23 protein-coding genes and 2 tRNA genes are annotated in these 19868 nt (G+C 62.8%); 14 read left to right on the top strand and 11 right to left on the bottom strand.

What is annotated here, in order from left to right; translation table 11 throughout:
• Nucleotides 1-31: 31 nt before the first annotated feature.
• The 6 genes from modC to ACLEJU_RS17255 form a co-directional block, all read right to left on the bottom strand.
• Nucleotides 32-1123, bottom strand: coding sequence for a molybdenum ABC transporter ATP-binding protein (gene modC / locus ACLEJU_RS17280; protein WP_440776696.1), 1092 nt, complete (start codon nucleotides 1121-1123; stop codon nucleotides 32-34).
• A 1-nt stretch (nucleotide 1124) separates the two neighbouring features.
• Nucleotides 1125-1805 carry a molybdate ABC transporter permease subunit gene (gene modB, locus ACLEJU_RS17275; protein ID WP_440776695.1) on the bottom strand — a complete coding sequence of 227 codons (681 nt, stop codon included), beginning with the start codon at nucleotides 1803-1805 and terminating at the stop codon, nucleotides 1125-1127.
• Complete coding sequence (gene modA, locus ACLEJU_RS17270) at nucleotides 1805-2563, bottom strand: molybdate ABC transporter substrate-binding protein (RefSeq protein ID WP_440776694.1); 759 nt, start codon at nucleotides 2561-2563, stop codon at nucleotides 1805-1807. Before modA ends, modB begins: the two co-directional genes overlap by 1 nt.
• A gap of 119 nt (nucleotides 2564-2682) precedes the next feature.
• Nucleotides 2683-3759 carry an NAD(P)H-dependent flavin oxidoreductase gene (locus ACLEJU_RS17265; RefSeq protein ID WP_440776693.1) on the bottom strand — a complete coding sequence of 359 codons (1077 nt, stop codon included), beginning with the start codon at nucleotides 3757-3759 and terminating at the stop codon, nucleotides 2683-2685.
• A 24-nt stretch (nucleotides 3760-3783) separates the two neighbouring features.
• On the bottom strand, nucleotides 3784-3954 hold the full coding sequence (locus ACLEJU_RS17260) for a hypothetical protein (RefSeq protein ID WP_165837353.1): 171 nt from the start codon (nucleotides 3952-3954) through the stop codon (nucleotides 3784-3786).
• A gap of 8 nt (nucleotides 3955-3962) precedes the next feature.
• Nucleotides 3963-4265 (bottom strand): DUF1883 domain-containing protein, encoded by a 303-nt coding sequence (locus ACLEJU_RS17255; RefSeq protein ID WP_008090281.1) that lies wholly within the window; start codon nucleotides 4263-4265, stop codon nucleotides 3963-3965.
• A gap of 159 nt (nucleotides 4266-4424) precedes the next feature.
• On the opposite strand from ACLEJU_RS17255, the gene ACLEJU_RS17250 reads away from it, so the two are divergent.
• From ACLEJU_RS17250 to ACLEJU_RS17215, 8 genes are all read left to right on the top strand, one after another.
• On the top strand, nucleotides 4425-4784 hold the full coding sequence (locus ACLEJU_RS17250; RefSeq protein ID WP_440776692.1) for a hypothetical protein: 360 nt from the start codon (nucleotides 4425-4427) through the stop codon (nucleotides 4782-4784).
• A gap of 145 nt (nucleotides 4785-4929) precedes the next feature.
• A complete protein-coding gene (locus tag ACLEJU_RS17245) occupies nucleotides 4930-5580 on the top strand; it encodes a c-type cytochrome (RefSeq protein ID WP_440776691.1) in 651 nt (216 codons plus the stop codon).
• Complete coding sequence (locus tag ACLEJU_RS17240; protein WP_440776690.1) at nucleotides 5577-6497, top strand: c-type cytochrome; 921 nt, start codon at nucleotides 5577-5579, stop codon at nucleotides 6495-6497. The genes ACLEJU_RS17245 and ACLEJU_RS17240 overlap by 4 nt, the downstream gene beginning before the upstream one ends.
• A gap of 196 nt (nucleotides 6498-6693) precedes the next feature.
• Nucleotides 6694-7533 carry a UTP--glucose-1-phosphate uridylyltransferase GalU gene (gene galU, locus ACLEJU_RS17235; protein WP_012273146.1) on the top strand — a complete coding sequence of 280 codons (840 nt, stop codon included), beginning with the start codon at nucleotides 6694-6696 and terminating at the stop codon, nucleotides 7531-7533.
• A gap of 99 nt (nucleotides 7534-7632) precedes the next feature.
• On the top strand, nucleotides 7633-8988 hold the full coding sequence (gorA, locus tag ACLEJU_RS17230) for a glutathione-disulfide reductase (protein WP_440776689.1): 1356 nt from the start codon (nucleotides 7633-7635) through the stop codon (nucleotides 8986-8988).
• A 313-nt stretch (nucleotides 8989-9301) separates the two neighbouring features.
• The gene (gene ahpC, locus ACLEJU_RS17225) at nucleotides 9302-9865 is read left to right on the top strand and encodes an alkyl hydroperoxide reductase subunit C (RefSeq protein ID WP_004375926.1); all 564 of its coding nucleotides are present in this window, start codon (nucleotides 9302-9304) and stop codon (nucleotides 9863-9865) included.
• Between the two features lie 125 nt (nucleotides 9866-9990).
• Nucleotides 9991-11568 (top strand): alkyl hydroperoxide reductase subunit F, encoded by a 1578-nt coding sequence (gene ahpF, locus ACLEJU_RS17220; RefSeq protein ID WP_440776688.1) that lies wholly within the window; start codon nucleotides 9991-9993, stop codon nucleotides 11566-11568.
• Nucleotides 11569-11734: 166 nt separating this feature from the next.
• A complete protein-coding gene (locus tag ACLEJU_RS17215; RefSeq protein ID WP_060513461.1) occupies nucleotides 11735-11923 on the top strand; it encodes a hypothetical protein in 189 nt (62 codons plus the stop codon).
• A gap of 5 nt (nucleotides 11924-11928) precedes the next feature.
• Here ACLEJU_RS17215 and ACLEJU_RS17210 read toward each other — a convergent pair whose 3' ends face one another.
• The 3 genes from ACLEJU_RS17210 to nhaR all read right to left on the bottom strand — a co-directional run bounded on the left by ACLEJU_RS17210 (nucleotide 11929) and on the right by nhaR (nucleotide 14929).
• Nucleotides 11929-12576: a YceH family protein gene (locus tag ACLEJU_RS17210; protein ID WP_440776687.1), complete on the bottom strand. Its 648-nt coding sequence runs from the start codon at nucleotides 12574-12576 to the stop codon at nucleotides 11929-11931.
• Nucleotides 12577-12749: 173 nt separating this feature from the next.
• Nucleotides 12750-13961: a serine/threonine transporter SstT gene (gene sstT, locus ACLEJU_RS17205; RefSeq protein WP_435425699.1), complete on the bottom strand. Its 1212-nt coding sequence runs from the start codon at nucleotides 13959-13961 to the stop codon at nucleotides 12750-12752.
• A 74-nt stretch (nucleotides 13962-14035) separates the two neighbouring features.
• Nucleotides 14036-14929, bottom strand: coding sequence for a transcriptional activator NhaR (gene nhaR / locus ACLEJU_RS17200; protein ID WP_435425700.1), 894 nt, complete (start codon nucleotides 14927-14929; stop codon nucleotides 14036-14038).
• Between the two features lie 132 nt (nucleotides 14930-15061).
• On the opposite strand from nhaR, the gene ACLEJU_RS17195 reads away from it, so the two are divergent.
• Entirely contained in the window at nucleotides 15062-15301 is a 240-nt protein-coding gene (locus ACLEJU_RS17195) for a hypothetical protein (RefSeq protein WP_435425701.1), read from the top strand.
• A 30-nt stretch (nucleotides 15302-15331) separates the two neighbouring features.
• Complete coding sequence (locus ACLEJU_RS17190) at nucleotides 15332-16084, top strand: TerC family protein (RefSeq protein WP_103446775.1); 753 nt, start codon at nucleotides 15332-15334, stop codon at nucleotides 16082-16084.
• A gap of 63 nt (nucleotides 16085-16147) precedes the next feature.
• Here the strand turns inward: ACLEJU_RS17190 and ACLEJU_RS17185 are convergent, their stop codons facing one another.
• The gene (locus ACLEJU_RS17185) at nucleotides 16148-16327 is read right to left on the bottom strand and encodes a hypothetical protein (RefSeq protein ID WP_435425702.1); all 180 of its coding nucleotides are present in this window, start codon (nucleotides 16325-16327) and stop codon (nucleotides 16148-16150) included.
• A gap of 156 nt (nucleotides 16328-16483) precedes the next feature.
• On the opposite strand from ACLEJU_RS17185, the gene ACLEJU_RS17180 reads away from it, so the two are divergent.
• Nucleotides 16484-17227: a peptidase C39 family protein gene (locus ACLEJU_RS17180; RefSeq protein ID WP_435425703.1), complete on the top strand. Its 744-nt coding sequence runs from the start codon at nucleotides 16484-16486 to the stop codon at nucleotides 17225-17227.
• A gap of 61 nt (nucleotides 17228-17288) precedes the next feature.
• Here the strand turns inward: ACLEJU_RS17180 and ACLEJU_RS17175 are convergent, their stop codons facing one another.
• The gene (locus ACLEJU_RS17175) at nucleotides 17289-18572 is read right to left on the bottom strand and encodes an NAD(P)/FAD-dependent oxidoreductase (protein ID WP_103446777.1); all 1284 of its coding nucleotides are present in this window, start codon (nucleotides 18570-18572) and stop codon (nucleotides 17289-17291) included.
• Between the two features lie 202 nt (nucleotides 18573-18774).
• Here ACLEJU_RS17175 and ACLEJU_RS17170 point away from each other — a divergent pair.
• The 3 genes from ACLEJU_RS17170 to ACLEJU_RS17160 all read left to right on the top strand — a co-directional run bounded on the left by ACLEJU_RS17170 (nucleotide 18775) and on the right by ACLEJU_RS17160 (nucleotide 19852).
• A tRNA-Val gene (locus tag ACLEJU_RS17170) sits at nucleotides 18775-18851 on the top strand.
• Nucleotides 18852-19030: 179 nt separating this feature from the next.
• Nucleotides 19031-19107 (top strand) — tRNA-Val (locus ACLEJU_RS17165).
• 172 nt (nucleotides 19108-19279) lie between these two features.
• Nucleotides 19280-19852 carry an SPOR domain-containing protein gene (locus ACLEJU_RS17160; RefSeq protein ID WP_435425146.1) on the top strand — a complete coding sequence of 191 codons (573 nt, stop codon included), beginning with the start codon at nucleotides 19280-19282 and terminating at the stop codon, nucleotides 19850-19852.
• The last annotated feature ends 16 nt before the right edge of the window (nucleotides 19853-19868 follow it).

Here is a 19868-nt window from a genome sequence, read left to right as displayed (position 1 = left end):
GATCAATGGACAACGGCCACGGCGAAGATGCTCAGCCCAGCAGTGCCACCGACTTGATCTGGGCGTAGAGCGCCTGGCCGGGGTGCAGGCCGAGCTGGTCCGCCGAGAAGCGGGTGATGCGCGCCAGCAAGGCGTTGCCGCTGGCATCCAGGCTTACCAGCACATGCGCCGGGTTGTCCGCCGGGCGTGCTTCGCGCACCCGCACTGGCAGGCGGTTGAGAATGCTCGAGGTGCTGTCGGCACGCAGTGCCAGGCTCACATCCCGGGCCTGGACCTTGACCCGCAAGGTACTGCCCATGCTGTGCGCCGGATGGGCGATGCGCAACAACGGCGCGTCACTGCCGGGCAGGCGCAGGTCGAGCAGGTCGTAGTGCGGGTCGTGGCCGACGACCATGCCCTCGAAGACCACCCCGGCGTCCTCGCCCTGGGCCAGCGACAGGTCGAGGCGGGCCAGGGTTTCGCCGATCGGCCCACCGGCCATGGCCCGACCTTGCTCCAGCAGTACCAGGTGGTCGGCCAGCCGCGCCACTTCGTCCTGGGCATGGCTGACATAGATCAGGGGGATGTCCAGTTCGTCGTGCAGGCGTTCCAGGTACGGCAGGATCTCGCGCTTGCGTGGCCCATCGAGTGCGGCCAGCGGCTCGTCCATCAACAACAGGCGCGGGCTGCTGAGCAGCGCTCGGGCAATGCCGACTCGCTGGGCCTCGCCGCCCGACAAGGTAGCCGGCTTGCGTTCGAGCAGGTGGCCGATGCCCAGCAGTTGGCAGGCCTGGTCGAGGCTGACCTTGCGCTCGGCCGGGGCGATGCGCCGCCAGCCGAACTCCAGGTTGCCGCGCACCGACAGGTGCGGAAACAGACTGGCTTCCTGGAACACGTAGCCCACCGGCCGCAGGTGCGGTGCCAGGAAGTGGGCGCGGTCACTGTCTTCCCAGACCTCGCCGTTGACCTCGATGTAGGCACTGGCCGCCCGTTCCAGCCCGGCCAGGCAGCGCAGGCACGAGGTCTTGCCCGAACCGGAGTGGCCGAACAGCGCGCTGACGCCGCGGCCCGGCAGGTTCAGGTCGACGTCCAGGGTGAAGTCGTCGCGCGCCAGCTTCAGGCGCGCCACAATCGATCCGCTCATTTCAGCTCCAGCCAGCTTTGCTACGGCGCCCGGCGTAGAGCAGGAGCAGTATTAGGAACGAGAACACCAGCATGGCACCGGCCAGCCAGTGGGCTTGCGAATACTCCATGGCCTCGACGTGATCGAAGATTTGCACCGAGACCACGCGGGTCTTGTCGGGGATGTTGCCACCGATCATCAGCACCACGCCGAACTCGCCCACGGTATGGGCAAAGCCGAGGATGCTGGCGGTGACGAAGCCGGGCCGGGCCAGCGGCAGCACCACGTGGACGAATGTGTCCCAGGGGCTGGCGCGCAGGGTCGCGGCCACTTCCAGCGGGCGCTGGCCGATGGCGCCGAAGGCGTTTTGCAGCGGCTGCACCACGAAGGGCATGGAGTAAACCGTCGAGCCGATGACCAGGCCCGTGAAGCTGAACACCACGGTACCCAAGCCCATGGCCTGGGTCGCCTGGCCGAGCCAGCCGTGCGGGCCGAGGGCGATCAGCAGGTAGAAGCCGATCACCGTCGGCGGCAGCACCAGTGGCAGCGCCACCACCGCGCCCACCGGCCCGCGCAGCCACGAGCGCGTACGCGCCAGCCACCAGGCGATGGGCGTGCCGACGATCAGCAGGATCAGCGTGGTCAGGCTGGCCAGTTTAATGGTCAGCCAGACCGCGCCTAAGTCACTGGCGTCCAGTGGCATCAGATTTCATAACCGTAGGACTTGATCACCGCAGCGGCTTTCGGGCCTTTCAGGTAGTCGACCAGGGCCTTGGCAGCCGGGTTGTCCTTGCCTTTGTTGAGGATGACCGCGTCCTGCAGGATCGGCTCGTGCAGGTTGGCCGGGACGATCCAGGCCGAACCGTTTTCGACCTTGCCGTCCTTGTATATCTGCGACAGGGCGACGAAGCCCAGCTCGGCGTTGCCGGTGGAGACGAACTGGTAGGCCTGGGTGATATTCTGGCCTTCGACGATCTTGGCCTTGGTGGCCTCGGTCAGCTTCAGCTTGTCCAGCACCTGGGTGGCAGCCAGGCCGTAAGGGGCGGCTTTCGGGTTGGCGATGGACAGGTGCTGGAACTGGTTCTTCTTCAGCACCTCACCCTTGGCATCCACATAACCCGGCTTGGCCGACCACAGAGCCAGGGTGCCGGTGGCGTAGGTGAAGCGCGAGCCCGAGACGATTTCCTTTTCCTCTTCCAGCTTCTTCGGGGTGCTGTCGTCGGCGGCGAGGAACACTTCGAACGGCGCGCCGTTCTTGATCTGCGCGTAGAACTGCCCGGTGGCGCCGTACGCAGCGACCAGCTTGTGGCCGGTGTCTTTCTCGAAGTCCTTGGCGATGGCCTGGATCGGCGCGGTGAAGTTCGCGGCGACCGCAACCTGCACCTCGTCGGCCCAGGCGCTGTTGAGGGAGATCAGGCATGCCACGGCAGTGGCGGCCAAGTGGGACAGGCGGATACGCATGAAGACAGCTCCTTGAGGTGGTTATCGTTATGGTGCTGACTATATAGCGATAGGCCATTTGTCGGGAAGGGGCTGGGGAGGAGTTCTATCCTGGGAGTCAGGTTTTGGCCGTGCCGGCCTTATCGAGCAATCTGCGCCAATGCCTTTGAGGCAATCTCCCGAGTCAGCTGCTCGGCCGGCATATACCTACCCAGGCGCAGCGCCTGCCCTGACCACAGGTTGCTGAAATCACCGTTGCCCTGCGCATCGGTAATCGCACGCAGCGGCATCAGGGCGCCGCCGGCCAAAGGGAATAGTGGCGCCAGTTCGCTCATCGGCCCCAGCTCGCGCATGATGCGGTTGTTGATGCCACGTGCCGGGCGCCCGGTGAACAGGTTGGTCAACGCGGTGTCGCTGGCCGGTGCGGTGTCCAGTGCACGACGGTGAGCAGGGGAGACCTTGGCCTCCGGGCAGAACAGGTAGGCCGTGCCGATCTGCACTGCGCTGGCGCCCAGGGCCAGGGCCGCCACCAGACCGCGGTGGTCACCGATGCCGCCAGCGGCGATCACCGGCAGGCGCACGGCATCGGCAATTTGCGGCACCAGGGCGAAGGTGCCGATCTGGCTGGTGATGTCGTCGCTGAGGAACATGCCGCGATGGCCGCCGGCTTCATAGCCCATGGCGATGATCGCATCGCAGCCATTGGCTTCGAGCCACAGTGCTTCTTGCACCGTGGTGGCACTGGACAGCACCTTGGCGCCCGTGGCCTTGGCCCGCTGCAGCAGTGCAGCGTGCGGCAAGCCGAAGTGGAAACTCACCACCTCCGGGCGCAACTGCTCGACCAGCAGGCAGCTCTGCTCATCGAAGGGCGCACGATTGGAAACAGGTGTAGGCGCATCGAAGTCGGCGCCGACCTCGGCGTAGTACCCTTTCAGTGCCTGCTTCCAGCGGGCGTCGCGCTCGGGATCGGGCGCTGGCGGTTGGTGGCAGAAGAAGTTCAGGTTCAGCGGCTTGCCCGGGCAGGCCGTACGGAAGGCCTCGATCTCGCCACGCACCTGGTCGCCGGTGAGCATGGCGCAGGGCAGGGCACCCAGGCCACCCGCCCTGGCCACGGCAATGGCCATGGCCGAACCGCTGGCACCGGCCATTGGCGCCTGGAGAATGGGCAACTCGATGCCCAGCAGATCGAGGATACGACGGTCGGGCCAGTTGCTCATGCGCTTCTCCTGGTCGGTGTTGCCTTACAGTGCTTTGCTCACCTGGATGTCGCTGATCTTCTCGGCGTCTTCGCCGTGGATCTTGCGCAGGGCTTCCATGGCCTGTTCGTGCGAGGCGTCGGCCATGACGGCGAAGTCCCAGCGGCGCTGGCCGTCGAGCTTGTACTTGATGACGTACTTGATGTTCTGGGTCATGGCAGGCCTTATCCGAGTTTCGACGACGAGCGGCGGATGATCTTGATCTTGTGGGTCAGGGTCGGTTTGCGCGTTACCGAGATCGGGCGGGTGGTCACGGTATCGATGGTGATGTTCCAGAAACCGGTGCTCGGCACTGTGATCTTGGCCGGGAAACGCTCGAAGTGGCCACCGTGGTAGGTGTGCCGGCCGCCATTCTTGAAGCTGCGGAAGTTGGCGTCGTTCATCAGGCGGATGTTGCAGCGCTGGGAGCACTCGATGACGACGATGTCGTCCTCGTTGAGGTGCTCGCGCTGGTGTACGAATTTCATGGGGTGCCCCGCAATGTTTGGTTCTGCAAACGCGAACGATACCACGATGTCGGCTTGCACTGCCGCGCCTGATGGCACTTGGCAGATAAAACGGCCAAAGCGGGGAGCAAAACCGCCTGGCTGTTGTCCTACGCTCTCATGTCAGTCGAGGTGCGGGAAATGAAGTGGATGGTGGCGGCGTTCTGCCTGGCGCTGGGTGGTTGTGTCAGTGTTTCAGAACTTGAGCAATCCCACGAAACCATGGACGTCATGTCTGGCAAGACGCCGCGTGAATACGCCGATTGCGTCAAGGCGCACCTGGCCAAGAGCCGTGACCCCCTGGTGGAAGAACAGCGCGATGACGGCTTGCGCCTGATCGTGCCGCAAAAGCTCACGGCAGGTGCCGGGCCGGCAGCCTTGCTCGACATCCACAAGCGCGGCAGCGGCAGCAGTGTCAAGCTGCATGAGCGGCTGAACAACTTTCCGCTGCGCCCGGGTGATGTGCGCGAGGCAACGACCGAGTGCATCTCTGGCAGTTGATCTGGCTCAACGGATCGGTGGTTAGAAGGCCAATTGCCAGCCGGTAGTCGGCTTGGGCGTTGTTGCGAATTCCCTGACAGGGCTAGTATCCATTTGCTTATGTTTTTTAAGCTTAAGCTTATAACAAAAGAAATGGAGATTCGTGATGACACCGTTGAGTCGCGTCGTGATCGGCAGCCTGCTGATCCTGGCCTGGCCTGCGGCACATGCCGCCGATGGCCAGAAAGTCTTCACCCAGGGCGGGGCCAATCCCGCCGCCATGGCTTGCCTGGGCTGCCATGGCCCGGACGGCAAGGGTATTGCCGCCGCAGGGTTCCCGCGCCTGGCCGGCCTGCCGGCCGGTTACCTGAGCAAACAACTGCATGACTGGCGCAGTGGCAGCCGCCAGCAGCCGGTCATGGCACCGCTGGCCAAAGCTCTGAGCGAAGATGAGATCGAGGCCGTCAGCCGTTACCTGGCCGGTCTGCCGGGTGATCCTGCCCCAGACTTTCGTCGCCAGCAGATCGCGACCAACCCCACCGAGCGCCTGGCCCTCTACGGCGACTGGAGCCGGCAGATCCCGGGATGCGTGCAGTGCCATGGCCCTGGCGGCAGCGGCGTCGGCGAGCACTTCCCGCCGCTGGCTGGGCAGCCCGCCGCCTACCTGATGGCACAGCTCAACGGCTGGCGCGACGGCAGCCGCAGCAATGACCCCAACCAGCTGATGGCAGGCGTGGCCAAGGCCATGACCGACGCCGAAGTCAAGGCGATTGCCGAGTACTTCGCCCACCCCGCCAGCCCGGAGGTCAAGCCATGAAAACCTTGTTGCCAACGTTACTGCTGCTGGCCACGGGCACTGCCTTGGCCAATCAGGCGCCCATCGCCATGGAAGACCAGTCGCAACTGAAGGTCCCTGATGCCCAGGCCGCACCGCAATTCGCACCACCCGCCGAAAGCGAGCTGCCGGACAATGCTTTCGGCAAGATGGTCCGCGAGGGCCACGCGTTGTTTGTCGATACCCGTCGGTTGATGCCCGAGGCGGTCGGCAATGGCATGAACTGCAGCAACTGCCACCTCGACCAGGGGCGCCTGGCGCATTCCGCGCCGCTGTGGGGCGCCTATCCGATGTACCCGGCCTACCGCAAGAAGAACGACAAGGTGAACACCTTCGCCGAGCGTATCCAGGGTTGTTTCCAGTTCAGCATGAATGGCAAGCCGCCGGCCGCCGACAGCCCGCAGATGACGGCGCTCTCGGTATATGCATACTGGCTTTCGACCAAGGCGCCCACTGGCGTGGAAATCGCTGGTCGCGGTTACCCCGAAGTGGCGCCGCCAAAAGGTGGCTACGACTTCAAGCGCGGCCAGCAGGTCTACCGCGACCAATGCGCCATCTGCCACGGCGACAACGGCGAGGGGCAAAAGGTAGCCGGTGAATATGTGATGCCGCCACTCTGGGGCAAGGACTCCTACAACTGGGGCGCAGGCATGCACCGGATCAATACTGCGGCATCCTTCATCAAGTACAACATGCCACTGGGTAAACCGGGCAGCCTGAGCGATCAGCAGGCTTGGGACGTGGCCGCCTGGGTCAACCGCCACGAGCGCCCCCAGGACCCGCGCCTGGTGGACAGTTCCATCGAAAAAACACGGCTTAAGTTCCACGCCAACGACGGCGTCAACCTGTATGGCCAGCAGGTCGACGGAGTGCTGATCGGGCAGGGCAGCGGTAGCTGAAACGCCATTCCGCCGGCCTTTTCGCGACTGTTCCGGAGGGGCCGGATGACGGGATTTTCACGAACTTTTTGGAACTATCTACACTAGGTTGTCTCTATGATGGCAGCGGTCGTCACAGGCAGGGCATTGTAAGCTGCATGCCGCCTGATTAGACTGCGCCGAATTCCACAGGCCTCGCCTATGTTTAAGGATGTTTATGATCAAGAAATGCTTGTTCCCGGCAGCCGGCTACGGCACTCGCTTCCTGCCTGCTACCAAAGCCATGCCCAAGGAAATGCTGCCGGTGGTCAACAAGCCACTGATCCAGTATGGCGTTGAAGAAGCATTGGATGCTGGCCTGAACGAGATTTCAATCGTCACCGGCCGCGGCAAGCGTGCTCTGGAGGACCACTTCGACATCAGCTACGAGCTGGAAAACCAGATCAAGGGCACCGACAAGGAAAAGTATCTGGTCGGTATCCGTCGCCTGCTCGACGAGTGCTCGTTCTCCTACACCCGCCAGACCGAAATGAAAGGTCTGGGCCACGCCATCCTGACCGGCCGCCCGCTGATCGGTGACGAACCGTTCGCCGTGGTGCTGGCGGATGACCTGTGCGTCAACCTCGAAGGCGATGGCGTGCTCGCGCAGATGGTCGCGCTGTACAAGAAGTACCGCTGCTCGATCGTCGCCATCCAGGAAGTCGACCCGCAGGAAACCAACAAGTACGGCGTCATCGCCGGCGAAGAGATCAAGGACGGCATCTTCCGCGTCGACTCCATGGTCGAGAAGCCGAAGCCGGAGGACGCACCGTCCAACCTGGCGATCATCGGTCGCTACATCCTGACCCCGGACATCTTCGAGAAGATCGAACAGACCGAGCCAGGCAAGGGCGGCGAGATCCAGATCACCGACGCACTGATGAAACAGGCCGCCGAAGGCAACGTGATCGCCTACAAGTTCAAGGGCAAGCGTTTTGACTGCGGTGGCGCCGAAGGCTACATCGAGGCGACCAACTTCTGCTTCGAGAACTTCTACAAGGCCGGCAAGGCGTACTGATACGCCAATGCGGGTTCAAGGAGCCACCCTTCGGGGTGGCTTTTTTGTTTGCGGCGGCCAACGGCGGTATGCTGGGCGCCTGCCTAGGAGAGTGAATACATGGCCTACGATTTTGATTTGTTCGTGATTGGCGCCGGTTCCGGCGGTGTGCGTGCGGCGCGCTTCGCTGCGGGCTTCGGCGCGAAAGTGGCAGTGGCCGAGAGCCGCTACCTGGGTGGCACTTGCGTCAACGTCGGCTGCGTGCCGAAGAAACTGCTGGTGTACGGCGCCCACGTCGCCGATGAGCTGGAGCAGGCCGCCGGTTTCGGCTGGACCCTCGAAGAGGGCCACTTCGACTGGGGCACGCTGATCGCCAACAAGAACCGCGAGATCGAGCGCCTCAACGGCATCTACCGCAACCTGCTGGTGAACAGCGGCGTGACCTTGCTGCAGGGCCATGCCCGCATCACTGGCGCCAACGAAGTGGAAGTGGACGGCCAGCGCTACAGCGCCGAGCACATCCTGATTGCCACCGGCGGCTGGCCACAGGTGCCGGACATTCCGGGCAAGGAACTGGCCATCACCTCCAACGAGGCGTTCTACCTCAAGGACCTGCCGCGCCGCGTGCTGGTGGTTGGCGGTGGCTACATCGCCGTCGAGTTCGCCGGCATCTTCCAAGGCCTGGGCGCCGACACCACCTTGCTCTATCGCGGTGATCTGTTCCTGCGCGGCTTCGACGGCTCGGTGCGCACCCACCTCAAGGAAGAGCTGGAAAAGCGCGGCCTGAACCTGCAGTTCAACGCCGACATCCAGCGCATCGACAAGCTCGACGACGGCAGCCTGAAAGCCACCCTCAAGGACGGCCGCGAGCTGCTCGCCGATTGTGTGTTCTACGCCACTGGCCGCCGCCCGATGCTCGACAACCTGGGCCTGGAGAATACCGGCGTGGAGCTGGATGCCCGTGGCTTCATCCGCGTCGATGAGCAGTACCAGACTACCGCGCCGTCGATCCTCGCTATTGGCGACGTGATCGGCCGTGTGCAGCTCACCCCGGTGGCACTGGCCGAAGGCATGGCCGTGGCGCGGCGCCTGTTCAAGCCTGAGCAGTACCGCCCGGTGGATTACCAGAACATCCCGACTGCAGTATTCAGCCAGCCACCGATCGGTACTGTAGGCCTGACCGAAGAACAGGCGCTGGAAGCCGGGCACAAGGTGCAGATCTTCGAAAGCCGTTTCCGCGCCATGAAGCTGACCCTCACCGACATCCAGGAAAAGACCCTGATGAAACTGGTGGTGGACGCCGAGACCGACAAGGTACTGGGTTGCCACATGGTCGGCCCGGATGCCGGCGAGATCATCCAGGGCTTGGGTATTGCCCTCAAGGCCGGTGCGACCAAGCAACAGTTCGACGAGACCATCGGCGTGCACCCGACTGCCGCTGAAGAGTTCGTCACCATGCGCACAGTCACGCGCTGATCGCATCTGGTGCTGACCCTTGTAGGAGCGGCCTTGTGTCGCGAAAGGGCTGCGTAGCAGCCCCAGGATATCGGCGGCGAAGCTGTGGTGGCTGGGGCCGCCTTGCGGCCCTTTCGCGACACAAGGCCGCTCCTACAACAAGCACAGCGCCACGCCCCCCAATCGTTCGCTCAGCTGATTCCCTTCTATTAATTATCTGCGGTTATAGCCAAAACCAATCGTAAGCATGAGCTTTGCCAATGAGCCTTTATCGGGACCAGCGGTTAGGATTCTTTCCATCAACTGATTCCAACCCCATGAAGGAGCGTCTCTCATGCCAATCATCAACAGCCAGGTCAAACCGTTCAACGCCACCGCCTACCACAAGGGCGAGTTCGTTCAGGTCAGCGAAGCCGACCTGAAAGGCAAGTGGTCCGTCGTGTTCTTCTACCCGGCCGACTTCACTTTCGTCTGCCCGACCGAACTGGGTGACCTCGCCGACAACTACGCCGAGTTCCAGAAGCTGGGCGTGGAAATCTACGGCGTGTCGACCGACACCCACTTCACCCACAAAGCCTGGCACGACACTTCGGACACCATCGGCAAGATCCAGTACCCGCTGATCGGTGATCCGACCCACGTCATCTCGCGCAACTTCGACGTGCTGATCGAAGAAGCCGGCCTGGCCGATCGCGGTACCTTCGTGATCAACCCGGAAGGCCAGATCAAGATCGTCGAACTGAACGACGGTGGCGTTGGCCGCGATGCAGCCGAGCTGCTGCGCAAAGTGAAGGCTGCCCAGTACGTTGCCGCTCACCCAGGCGAAGTCTGCCCGGCCAAGTGGAAAGAAGGCGAAGCTACTCTCGCCCCTTCCCTGGACCTGGTCGGCAAGATCTAAGACTGTGAAGAAGTCGCGGGCGGTAAGCAGCCGCCAAAGCTGAAGTACCTACCGCCCCGTAAAAGCGCCCGGGCGACCTCGCCTGGGCGTTTTTGTATCCGAGTTTTGAAAAAGGAATCGCCCGTATGTTGGACGCCACGCTTAAATCGCAACTGAAAACCTACCTGGAGCGGGTCACCCAGCCGATCGAGATCGTTGCCTCCCTTGACGACGGCGCGAAATCCCGCGAATTGCACGACCTGCTGGTTGAAATCGCCGGCCTGTCGAACCTCATTACCTTCAGCGCGGACGGCAACGATGCCCGTCGCCCTTCGTTCTCGCTGAACCGCCCGGATGCTGCCCTTGATGGCAAAAGCATAAGCCTGCGCTTCGCCGGCATCCCCATGGGCCACGAATTCACCTCCCTGGTGCTGGCGCTGCTGCAAGTCGGCGGCCATCCGTCCAAGGCCAGCGCCGAAGTGATCGAGCAGATCCAGGCGCTGGAAGGCGAGTTCACCTTCGAAACCTACTTCTCGCTGTCGTGCCAGAACTGCCCGGACGTGGTCCAGGCATTGAACCTGATGGCGGTGCTCAACCCCAATGTGCGCCACGTGGCCATTGACGGTGCACTGTTCCAGGAAGAAGTCGAGTCGCGCAAGATAATGGCGGTGCCGAGCATCTACCTGAACGGCGAAGTGTTCGGCCAGGGCCGCATGGGCCTGGAAGAAATCCTCGGCAAGATCGACACCAACGCAGGTAGCCGCCAGGCCGAGAAGATCAATGCCAAGGACGCCTTTGACGTGCTGGTGGTCGGTGGTGGGCCTGCCGGCGCTGCTGCGGCCATCTATGCCGCACGCAAAGGCATCCGCACCGGTGTCGCTGCCGAGCGTTTTGGCGGCCAGGTGCTCGACACCCTGGCCATCGAGAACTTCATCTCGGTACAAGAGACCGAAGGGCCGAAGCTGGCCACGGCGCTGGAAGAGCACGTCAAGCAGTACGACGTCGACATCATGAACCTGCAGCGCGGCGAAGCGCTGATCCCGGCCACTGACGGCGGCCTGCATGAAGTGCGCCTGGCGGGCGGCGCCTCGCTCAAGGCCAAGACCGTGATCCTCGCCACCGGTGCCCGCTGGCGTGAAATGAACGTGCCGGGTGAGCAGCAATACCGCGCCCGTGGCGTGGCCTACTGCCCGCACTGTGACGGCCCGCTGTTCAAGGGCAAGCGTGTGGCGGTGATCGGCGGCGGCAACTCCGGCGTGGAAGCGGCCATCGACCTGGCCGGTATCGTTGCCCAGGTGACGCTGATCGAGTTCGACAGCCAGCTGCGTGCCGACGCGGTGCTCCAGCGCAAGCTGCACAGCTTGCCGAACGTCAAGGTGATCACTAGCGCGCTGACCACCGAAGTGGTCGGCAATGGCGAGAAAGTGACAGGCTTGCGTTACAAGGACCGCACCACCGATGAGGTGCATGACTTGGCGCTGGAAGGCATCTTCGTGCAGATCGGCCTGCTGCCGAACACCGATTGGCTCAAAGGCACGGTTGAGCTGTCGCCGCGTGGCGAGATCATCGTCGACGCCAAGGGCCAGACCAGTGTACCGGGTGTGTTTGCGGCAGGTGACGTGACCACTGTGCCGTACAAGCAGATCGTGATTGCGGTGGGCGAGGGCGCCAAGGCTTCGCTGGCGGCGTTCGATCATCTGATCCGCACGTCGGCACCGGCGTAAGCCAGTAGCGGCCTCTTCGCGGCTAAAGCTGCTCCCACAGGTACAGCACAAGCCCCTCGGGCGGTGATGTCCCTGTAGGAGCGGCTTTAGCCGCGAAGGGTCGGCACTGACAAAGCTGAATCTGAGGGTGTCTATGCTTACCGCAGACACCCTCAGGAGCTTCACCATGACCCTGATCAGCCGCGAACCCTGGTGGCTAGTCCCCCCGAAGCCCGGGCAGAAAGAGCAGGACCTGCACTGGGGCTACCTCGAGATCTATGCCGACGGCCGCACCGTGTTCGTCGACCAGCGCCCCAGTGACCGGGAGCTGGCCGAGCGCAAGAGCTGTCGCAACTTCCCCGACCCTGAAACCTAGGCGACTCAGCCTTCCAGCTCGGCCAGGCGTGCCTCCAGCGCCGCAATCCGTGCTTCCAGGGCCTCAATGCGCTTTTCCGAAACAGTGCCGCCACTGCCGCGAACGCCGCCTTCCTGCTGGCGCGCGGACAGAATGGCTTCTATTTCTGCCGGGTCGCCGAGGGCATGGGTATAGCGGTCTTCCCGCTGCCCGGCCTGACGTGGCAGGTGCAGGGCCAAGTCGCGCGAAATCAGGCGCTCGAGCTGATGCTGGATCTGTTCGGTGTCGTCGAAGTCGTGCAGGCGATTGCTGCGGGTCAGCAGTTCGTTGAGGGTCTGCGGCCCACGCAGGAACATCAGGCCCATCAGCACCAGTTGTGCCGGGACCAGTTCCAGGGCCTTGTCCACCCGTTGTTCCCAACGGTCGGCGCGGCTACCCATCTGCAGGCGGGTCATGTCCTGCCCTTCGAGGGCACGCAGGGCCTGGCCGACCTGGCCTTGGGTGAGGTTCATGACCGGTTCCCGGCTGGTCTTCTGGTTACAGGCCAGGACCAGGGCGTTGAGGGTCAGTGGATAGCTTTCCGGGCTGGTGGCCTGCTTCTCGATCAGCGCGCCGAGAATGCGGATCTCGATGCTGCTGAAGCGGCCTTCGCCTGCGGTTTCGTGTTCTGACATGGCCCTGTCTCATTGCTGGGGAAAGGCCACTAGCGTAGGTAAAGCCGCGGTGTAAGGCAATTGGGACCGCTTCGCGGTCCTTTCGCGACACAAGGCCGCTCCTACAAGAGCACGCGGTTCCCTGTAGGAGCGGCCTTGTGTCGCGAAAGGGCCGCAAAGCGGCCCCGGCAATCTCAAATACAGCGCCGTTCTTCAGCCTGACACGCCGCCGCCGTAAACAACACATCAGTCGAAGAATTCAGCGCGGTCTCCGCCGAATCCTGCAGCACGCCAATGATGAAGCCCACCGCCACCACCTGCATGGCAATCTCGCTAGGGATGCCGAACAGGCTGCACGCCAGCGGAATCAGCAGCAGCGAACCACCCGCGACCCCAGAGGCACCACAGGCGCAGATCGCCGCCACCACACTCAGCAGCACTGCCGTCGGCAAGTCGACCGGGATCCCCAGGGTATGCACCGCCGCCAGGGTCAGCACGGTGATGGTGATTGCCGCGCCGGCCATGTTGATGGTCGCCCCCAGCGGGATGGACACCGAATAGGTGTCCTCATGCAGCCCCAGGCGCTCCGACAGCGCCAGGTTGACCGGGATGTTGGCCGCCGAGCTGCGGGTGAAGAACGCGGTAATGCCGCTCTCGCGCAGGCACAGCAAGGTCAGCGGGTAAGGGTTGCGGCGGATCTTCCAGAACACGATCAGCGGGTTCATCACCAGCGCCACGAACAGCATGCAGCCGATCAGCACACCCAGCAGGTGCAGGTAGCCAAGCAGGGCGCTGAGGCCAGACTGGGCGAGGGTCGAGCTGACCAGTCCGAAGATACCCAGCGGGGCGAAGCGGATCACCACACGCACGATCAAGGTCACGCCATTGGACAGGTCCTCGACCACGGTGCGGGTGGTATTGCCGGCGTGGCGCAGGGCCACGCCCAGGCCGATGGCCCAGGTCAGCACACCGATGAAGTTGGCGGTGAGCAAGGCATTGATCGGGTTGTCGACCGCGCTCAGCAGCAGGTTCTGCATCACCTCGACGATGCCGCCCGGTGCGCTCAGGGTCGCCTCGCTGGTACTCAGGGCCAGCTGCGAAGGGAACAGCATGCTGGCGACCACGGCCACCACGGCGGCGGCGAAGGTGCCCAGCAGGTACAGCCAGAGGATCGGGCGGATGTGGGTTTCCTGGCCGTGGCGGTGGTTGGCGATCGACGCCATGACCAGAATGAACACCAGCACCGGCGCGACGGCCTTTAGGGCGCTGACGAACACCTTGCCGAGGAAGCCCAGGTCGCGGGCGATGGCAGGAGCCAGCAGGGCCAGGGCGATGCCGGCGACCAGGCCGATGATTATCTGGGTGACCAGGCTGGTGCGGTTTATGAGGCGGAAAACAGGCGTCATGTGCAGCGGAGTCTCGGAATCTTCAAAGGGCGCGACTTTAGCACAATCAGGCCTGGCCCTTTCGCCGGCAGCTACTACCAGTGAAACAGCTCCCGCCGCGCGCCCTCGGTAATCGCCACGATCCCCGGGTGCTTGACCTTGCGCTCCACCGAAATGGCATAGAACGACTCATGCACTGCGTCGGTCTGGCCGATCAGCTCGACGCCATACTGGCGGCAGACTTCCTCGGCAATCACGCTCGGCGCGACGAAAATCCCACTGCCTGACTGGCCGAACGCCTGCATCAACGCACTGTCATCGAACTCCCCAACGATGCGTGGCTGCACCTGCTGCTCGGTCAGCCAACGCATCAGGCGGCTGCTCACCACGGTTTCCGGGCCGGGAATCAGCAGCGGCGCATCCTGCAGGCAGGCGGGGAAGGGGCCGGCATGCTGCCTGGCCAGGGCCGGAGTGGCGAAGAAGCTCAGGCCGCATTCGCCGAGCTTTTGGCTGTAGCCCTTGATGTCGAGGTGGTTGGGCATCGGGCTGTCGGAAATCACCAGGTCCAGGCGCTGGATCGCCAGGTCTGCCAGCAGCCGTTCGAGCTTGTCTTCGCGGCAATTGATGCGCAGCACCTCGTCCAGCTCCATCGTCGGCGCCAGCAGGCGATAGACGATCGACTTCGGCACCACGTCGGCCACCCCCACGCGAAACAGGATCTGCTCCTGCGGGCCGGCCCTGAGCATGGCCTCCAGCTCGCCGCCGATCTGGAACATCTGCTCGGCGTAGACCAGCGTCTGACGGCCAGTCTCGGTCAGCTCCAGTTGCCGGCCGACGCGCTGGAACAGTTCCAGCCCATAGGTCTGCTCGAACAGGCTGATCTGCCCGCTGATGGTCTGTGGCGTCAGGTTCAGCTGTTCGCTGGCGCGGGCGATGCTGCCGGTCTTGGCCACAGCCCAGAAGTAGTGGAGCTGGCGATAGTTGAGCACGCGCACGAGTCCCGATTCGAGAAAACCGAAGTATACACACTGGAAATACGAATTTTCCTGAAGTATTGGCGTCTTTAGAATACGACCCCATCAGGCGCTTCGCGCCGCCGGGATTTTTCAAGCGAGGACACCATGCTGCATCTCAAATCCATTGGCACTCCGTTGGTGCTGGCCTTGGCGCTGTTCAGCCTGGCCGGTTGCGACCAGGCCGAGAAGTCTGCCCAGCAGATGCTCGATCAGGCCGCCAAGTCGGCCAAGCAGGCTATCGACGACACCAACAAGGCCGCCCAGCAGGCGTTGAGCGATGCCATCGGTCACGAGGGTCAGAAGCCCAAGGACGCCGAGAAAAAAGCACACACCCAGGAAATCTGACCCTACAACCGCCGCTTCAGGATTTGAACAATGGAATACTTGCTGGAACTCGCCGCTAGCCCTACCGCCTGGGTCGCCCTGGCAACGCTGGTGGCCATGGAAGTGGTACTGGGTATCGACAACCTGATTTTCATCTCGATCCTGACCAACAAACTGCCTGTGGAATATCGTTCCAAGGCGCGCCGTATCGGTATCAGCATGGCCCTGGTCATGCGCCTGGCCCTGCTCAGCACCGTGGCCTGGATCGTGCAGTTGACCGACCCGGTGTTCGAAGTATTCGGCAACGCCTTCTCGTGGAAGGATGTGATCCTGATTGCCGGCGGCTTGTTCCTGCTGTGGAAGGCTACCAAGGAAATTCACGAGAACGTCGACCCGCACGGCGCCAAGGAAGAAGCCAAGGTATCCAACACGGTCACCCTGGGCTTTGCGGCGGCGATCTTCCAGATTCTGCTGCTGGACATCGTCTTCTCGGTCGACAGCATCATCACTGCCGTGGGCATGACCGAGCACCTGCCGATCATGATCATTGCCGTGATCACCGCAGTCATCGTCATGATGGTGGCCGCCGACCCGCTGGCCAACTTCATCAATGACAACCCGACAGTGGTGATGTTGGCCCTGGGCTTCCTGATCATGATCGGCATGACGCTGATCGCCGAAGGTTTTGGCGCCCATGTACCGAAAGGGTATGTGTACGCGGCGATGGCCTTCTCGACGGTGATCGAGATCCTCAACATCCTGGCCCGCCGAGCGCGGCTCAAGCGTGAAGCCGCTGAAGGCTGATCAAGGCGGGTGAAAAAAACAACGGGGCGCTTGGCGCCCCGTTTGCATTCAGGTGAAGAAACCTCAGTGCACCCCGACATGCCGCCGCGCCCTGCGCACAGGCTGCGCCTTGGCCGGGGCCTGCGGTGGCAGCTGGTGATGCTGGGAATGACGCCGCACGATACGCAGAACACCCCACAGCATGGCGGCCGCGACGCTCAGCCACATACCCACCAGCATGAGGATTGCCATGGTCAGGCTCATGTGTGCCTCCTTCTCTTGGGCTAACCTGCGGTTTGCCCTCCAGACACAGCTTTAGTCTAGCTGCCCGCCCGTGACGTTCCATTGACCAAAGGTCGATTGCTTAAGCCGATTGGTTCCAATCTCTTGTCAGACTATACCCGCGCAACGCGGAGCCCTATGATCGGTGGCCAGAGCCGGGCGCTGCCTGCCTGGCATCGGAACAAGCGAGTGTCCATGGAGCAATATTCCTGCAAGCGCTGGGCGACTGTCCCACGTCAGCTGTTGGCCGCCTGCCTGGTCGCCGCGACCCTGGGCGGCTGTGCCACTGCCCCCCACACAACGCTCAAGGGCATGCCCCAGCGGGTCGAAATCAGCAGCGTGCCGTTCTACCGCGGCAATGCCAACCACAGCGGGTCGATGGCCCTGGCCGCGCTGCTCTCGCAGCAGGGTGCGCCGATCACCCCGGGGCTGCTGGACAAACCGCTGAACTTGCCGAAGGCAGTCGATGCGCTGGAAACCAGCATTCCACGTGTGGCCCGTGATTACGGCATGGTCGTGTACCCGCTGGACAAGCAACTGGATGCCTTGCTGACTCAGGTGGCCGCTGGCAACCCAGTGCTGCTGCGTTACGAGGAAGGTTCGGCGTGGTGGAGCGAGCCGCGGTACGCGGTGCTGATCGGCTATGACAGCTTCAAGAAGCGCGTGCTGCTGCGCTCAGGTATGCATCGGCGCCAGCTGATGGCGTTCGATGACTTTACCTCGGCGTGGGCGAAGGAGGGGAGTTGGGCGGTGCTCGTGCAGCCCCCGCGCCAGCTGCCGGCCCAGGTGGACCGCCAGCGTTGGCTGCAGGCTGCCGACGAACTGGCCCGGGCGGGCCAGGAGGTGGCGGCAAAACAGGCCGTGCGCAGCCTGAATAAATAGCGTTTCCGGCACCGGCCCATTCGCGGGTAAACCCGCGAAGAGGCCAGGCCTGCTTACATCATCAGAAGCCCAGACGATCGCGCAGGCTGTAGTACCAGGCACCAATGGCGCTGAACGGCACACGCAGCATCTGGCCACCCGGGAACGGGTAGTGCGGCAGGCCGGCAAAGGCGTCGAAACGCTCGGCCTGGCCACGCAGGGCCTCGGCCAGCACCTTGCCTGCCAAGTGGGTGTAGGTCACGCCGTGGCCCGAGCAACCCTGCGAGTAGTAGATGTTGTCGCCGATACGGCCGACTTGTGGCAGACGCGACAGGGTCAGCAGGAAGTTGCCGGTCCAGGCGTAGTCGATCTTGACGTTCTTCAGCTGCGGGAAGGCCTTGAGCATCTTCGGGCGAATGATCGCTTCGATGTTGGCCGGGTCGCGCGCACCGTACACCACGCCACCGCCGAAGATCAGGCGTTTGTCGCTGGTCAGGCGGTAGTAGTCGAGCAGGTAGTTGCAGTCTTCCACGCAATAGTCCTGCGGCAGCAGGGTGCGGGCCAGTTCTTCGCCCAGCGGCTCGGTGGTGATCACCTGGGTGCCGCATGGCATCGACTTGGCGGCCAGTTCCGGTACCAGGTTGCCCAGGTAGGCGTTGCCGGCAACGATGATGAACTTGGCGCGGATCTTACCTTGCGGGGTGTGCACCACCGGGTTGGCACCACGCTCGATGCGGATGGCCGGAGTCTGCTCATAGATGATGCCGCCCAGCGACTCGACCGCGGCAGCTTCGCCCAGGGCCAGGTTCAGTGGGTGGATGTGGCCGCCGCTCATGTCCAGCATGCCGCCCAGGTAGTTGTCGCAAGCGACCACTTCACGGATGCGCTTCTGGTCCATCAGCTCCAGCTGATTATGGCCAAAGCGTTCCCACAGGCGCTTTTGCGATTCCAGGTGGCCCATCTGCTTGGCAGTCAGCGCGGCGAACACGCCGCCGTCCTTCAGGTCGCACTGGATGTTGTACTTGGCCACGCGCTCGCGGATGATGCGGCCGCCTTCGAAGGCCATCTGGCCCAGCAGCTGTGCTTCTTTAGGGCCGACGGTACGCTCGATGACGTCAATGTCGCGGCTGTAGCTGTTGACGATCTGGCCACCATTGCGGCCCGATGCGCCGAAGCCGACCTTGGCCGCTTCGACGATGCTCACCTTGAAGCCGTTTTCCAGCAGGAACAGCGCGCTGGACAGGCCGGTGTAGCCGGCACCGATGATGCAGATATCGGTTTCCACCTCACCCTGCAGCGCCGGACGTGGCGGCACCGGGTTGGCCGAGGCGGCGTAGTAGGACTGGGGGTAGGGGGTGTTAGCCATGCTGCAGGAACCTCTGTGTTTTATATTTTTAACGAATGTACCGATGCTATCAATAATAATAAACACCCGCTAGTCGTCTGTTGAAAATCCTTTACTGGCCTGCAGCGGGCCCTTCTCTATAAACAGTTTAAGATTCAGTGAGTTAGCGCGAAAAAAAGTGTTGACAGGGCTTTTGGATTGCGTAGAATGCGCACCACACGACAGGCACATAGCTCAGTTGGTTAGAGCACCACCTTGACATGGTGGGGGTCGTTGGTTCGAGTCCAATTGTGCCTACCAAACAAAGTCCCGGTTTCCGGGCATCGAAAAGGGCGATCCGCAAGGGTCGCCCTTTTTGCATTATGGGCGCTTTCGAAGTCGTGGGTACCGGCGTCCGCAGGTTTCTGAAAGTTTTTGATTTTTTTGAAAAAAACGCTTTACAGGTACGCATTCGATCACTAATATGCGCACCACACGACAGGCACATAGCTCAGTTGGTTAGAGCACCACCTTGACATGGTGGGGGTCGTTGGTTCGAGTCCAATTGTGCCTACCAAACAAAGTCCCGGTTTCCGGGCATCGAAAAGGGCGATCCGAAAGGGTCGCCCTTTTTGCATTCCATTTCCCTCTCGAAAAGCCTCCCTCGAAGCAGCGTGTAACCTTTGGTTGCGGGCGGTGCCTCGTGCGGCCATGGTAGAATCCGCCCCTTCGAATCTGGAGGTACACGCGTGCGCAAACTGGCAGTGGTATTGGCAGTGCTGGCCCTGGCGGGCTGTGAGAACGAGGTCGAGGGTGTACACAAGCAGGTTGCCGAGCACCTGAACAACCCCAAGACTGCCAAGTTCGGCAACGTGCGGATCGACACCAAGGGCACCATCTGCGGCCAGGTGCGTGGCAAGGACGATGCTGGCCAGTACGAGGCTTATCGCAGCTACGTAGCGATCAAGGGTGCCGATGGCCAATACGAAATCATCGTCGATGACGGCGGCAACAACCTGCGTATCCGTGAATACTGCGGCGGTGCCGACCTGCAGCGCCGTGCCGAGGCATTGGCCGATCAGCCGGCCCCTGAAGGGTGGGATGTCGAAGTGATCCAGGGCGCCAACATGGGCGCGCTGACCGACATGACCGCACGCCTGATCGAGAAGGGCATCCCGTCCTCGGTGGAATACCGCGACGGCAAACCCGTGGTGCTGATGGGGCCGTTCCCGAGCAAGGCCGAAGCCGATGCGCGCAAGGCCGAGGTGATGGCCAAGCTGGGTACCGATTCGATCGTCATCCAGCATGGTGCGCAGCGTTAACTGTAATCTGTAGTCT

The organism is Pseudomonas sp. SMN11, assembly GCF_052041945.1.
GTDB lineage: Bacteria > Pseudomonadota > Gammaproteobacteria > Pseudomonadales > Pseudomonadaceae > Aquipseudomonas.
This window is presented reverse-complemented; position numbering and strand designations above follow the sequence as displayed.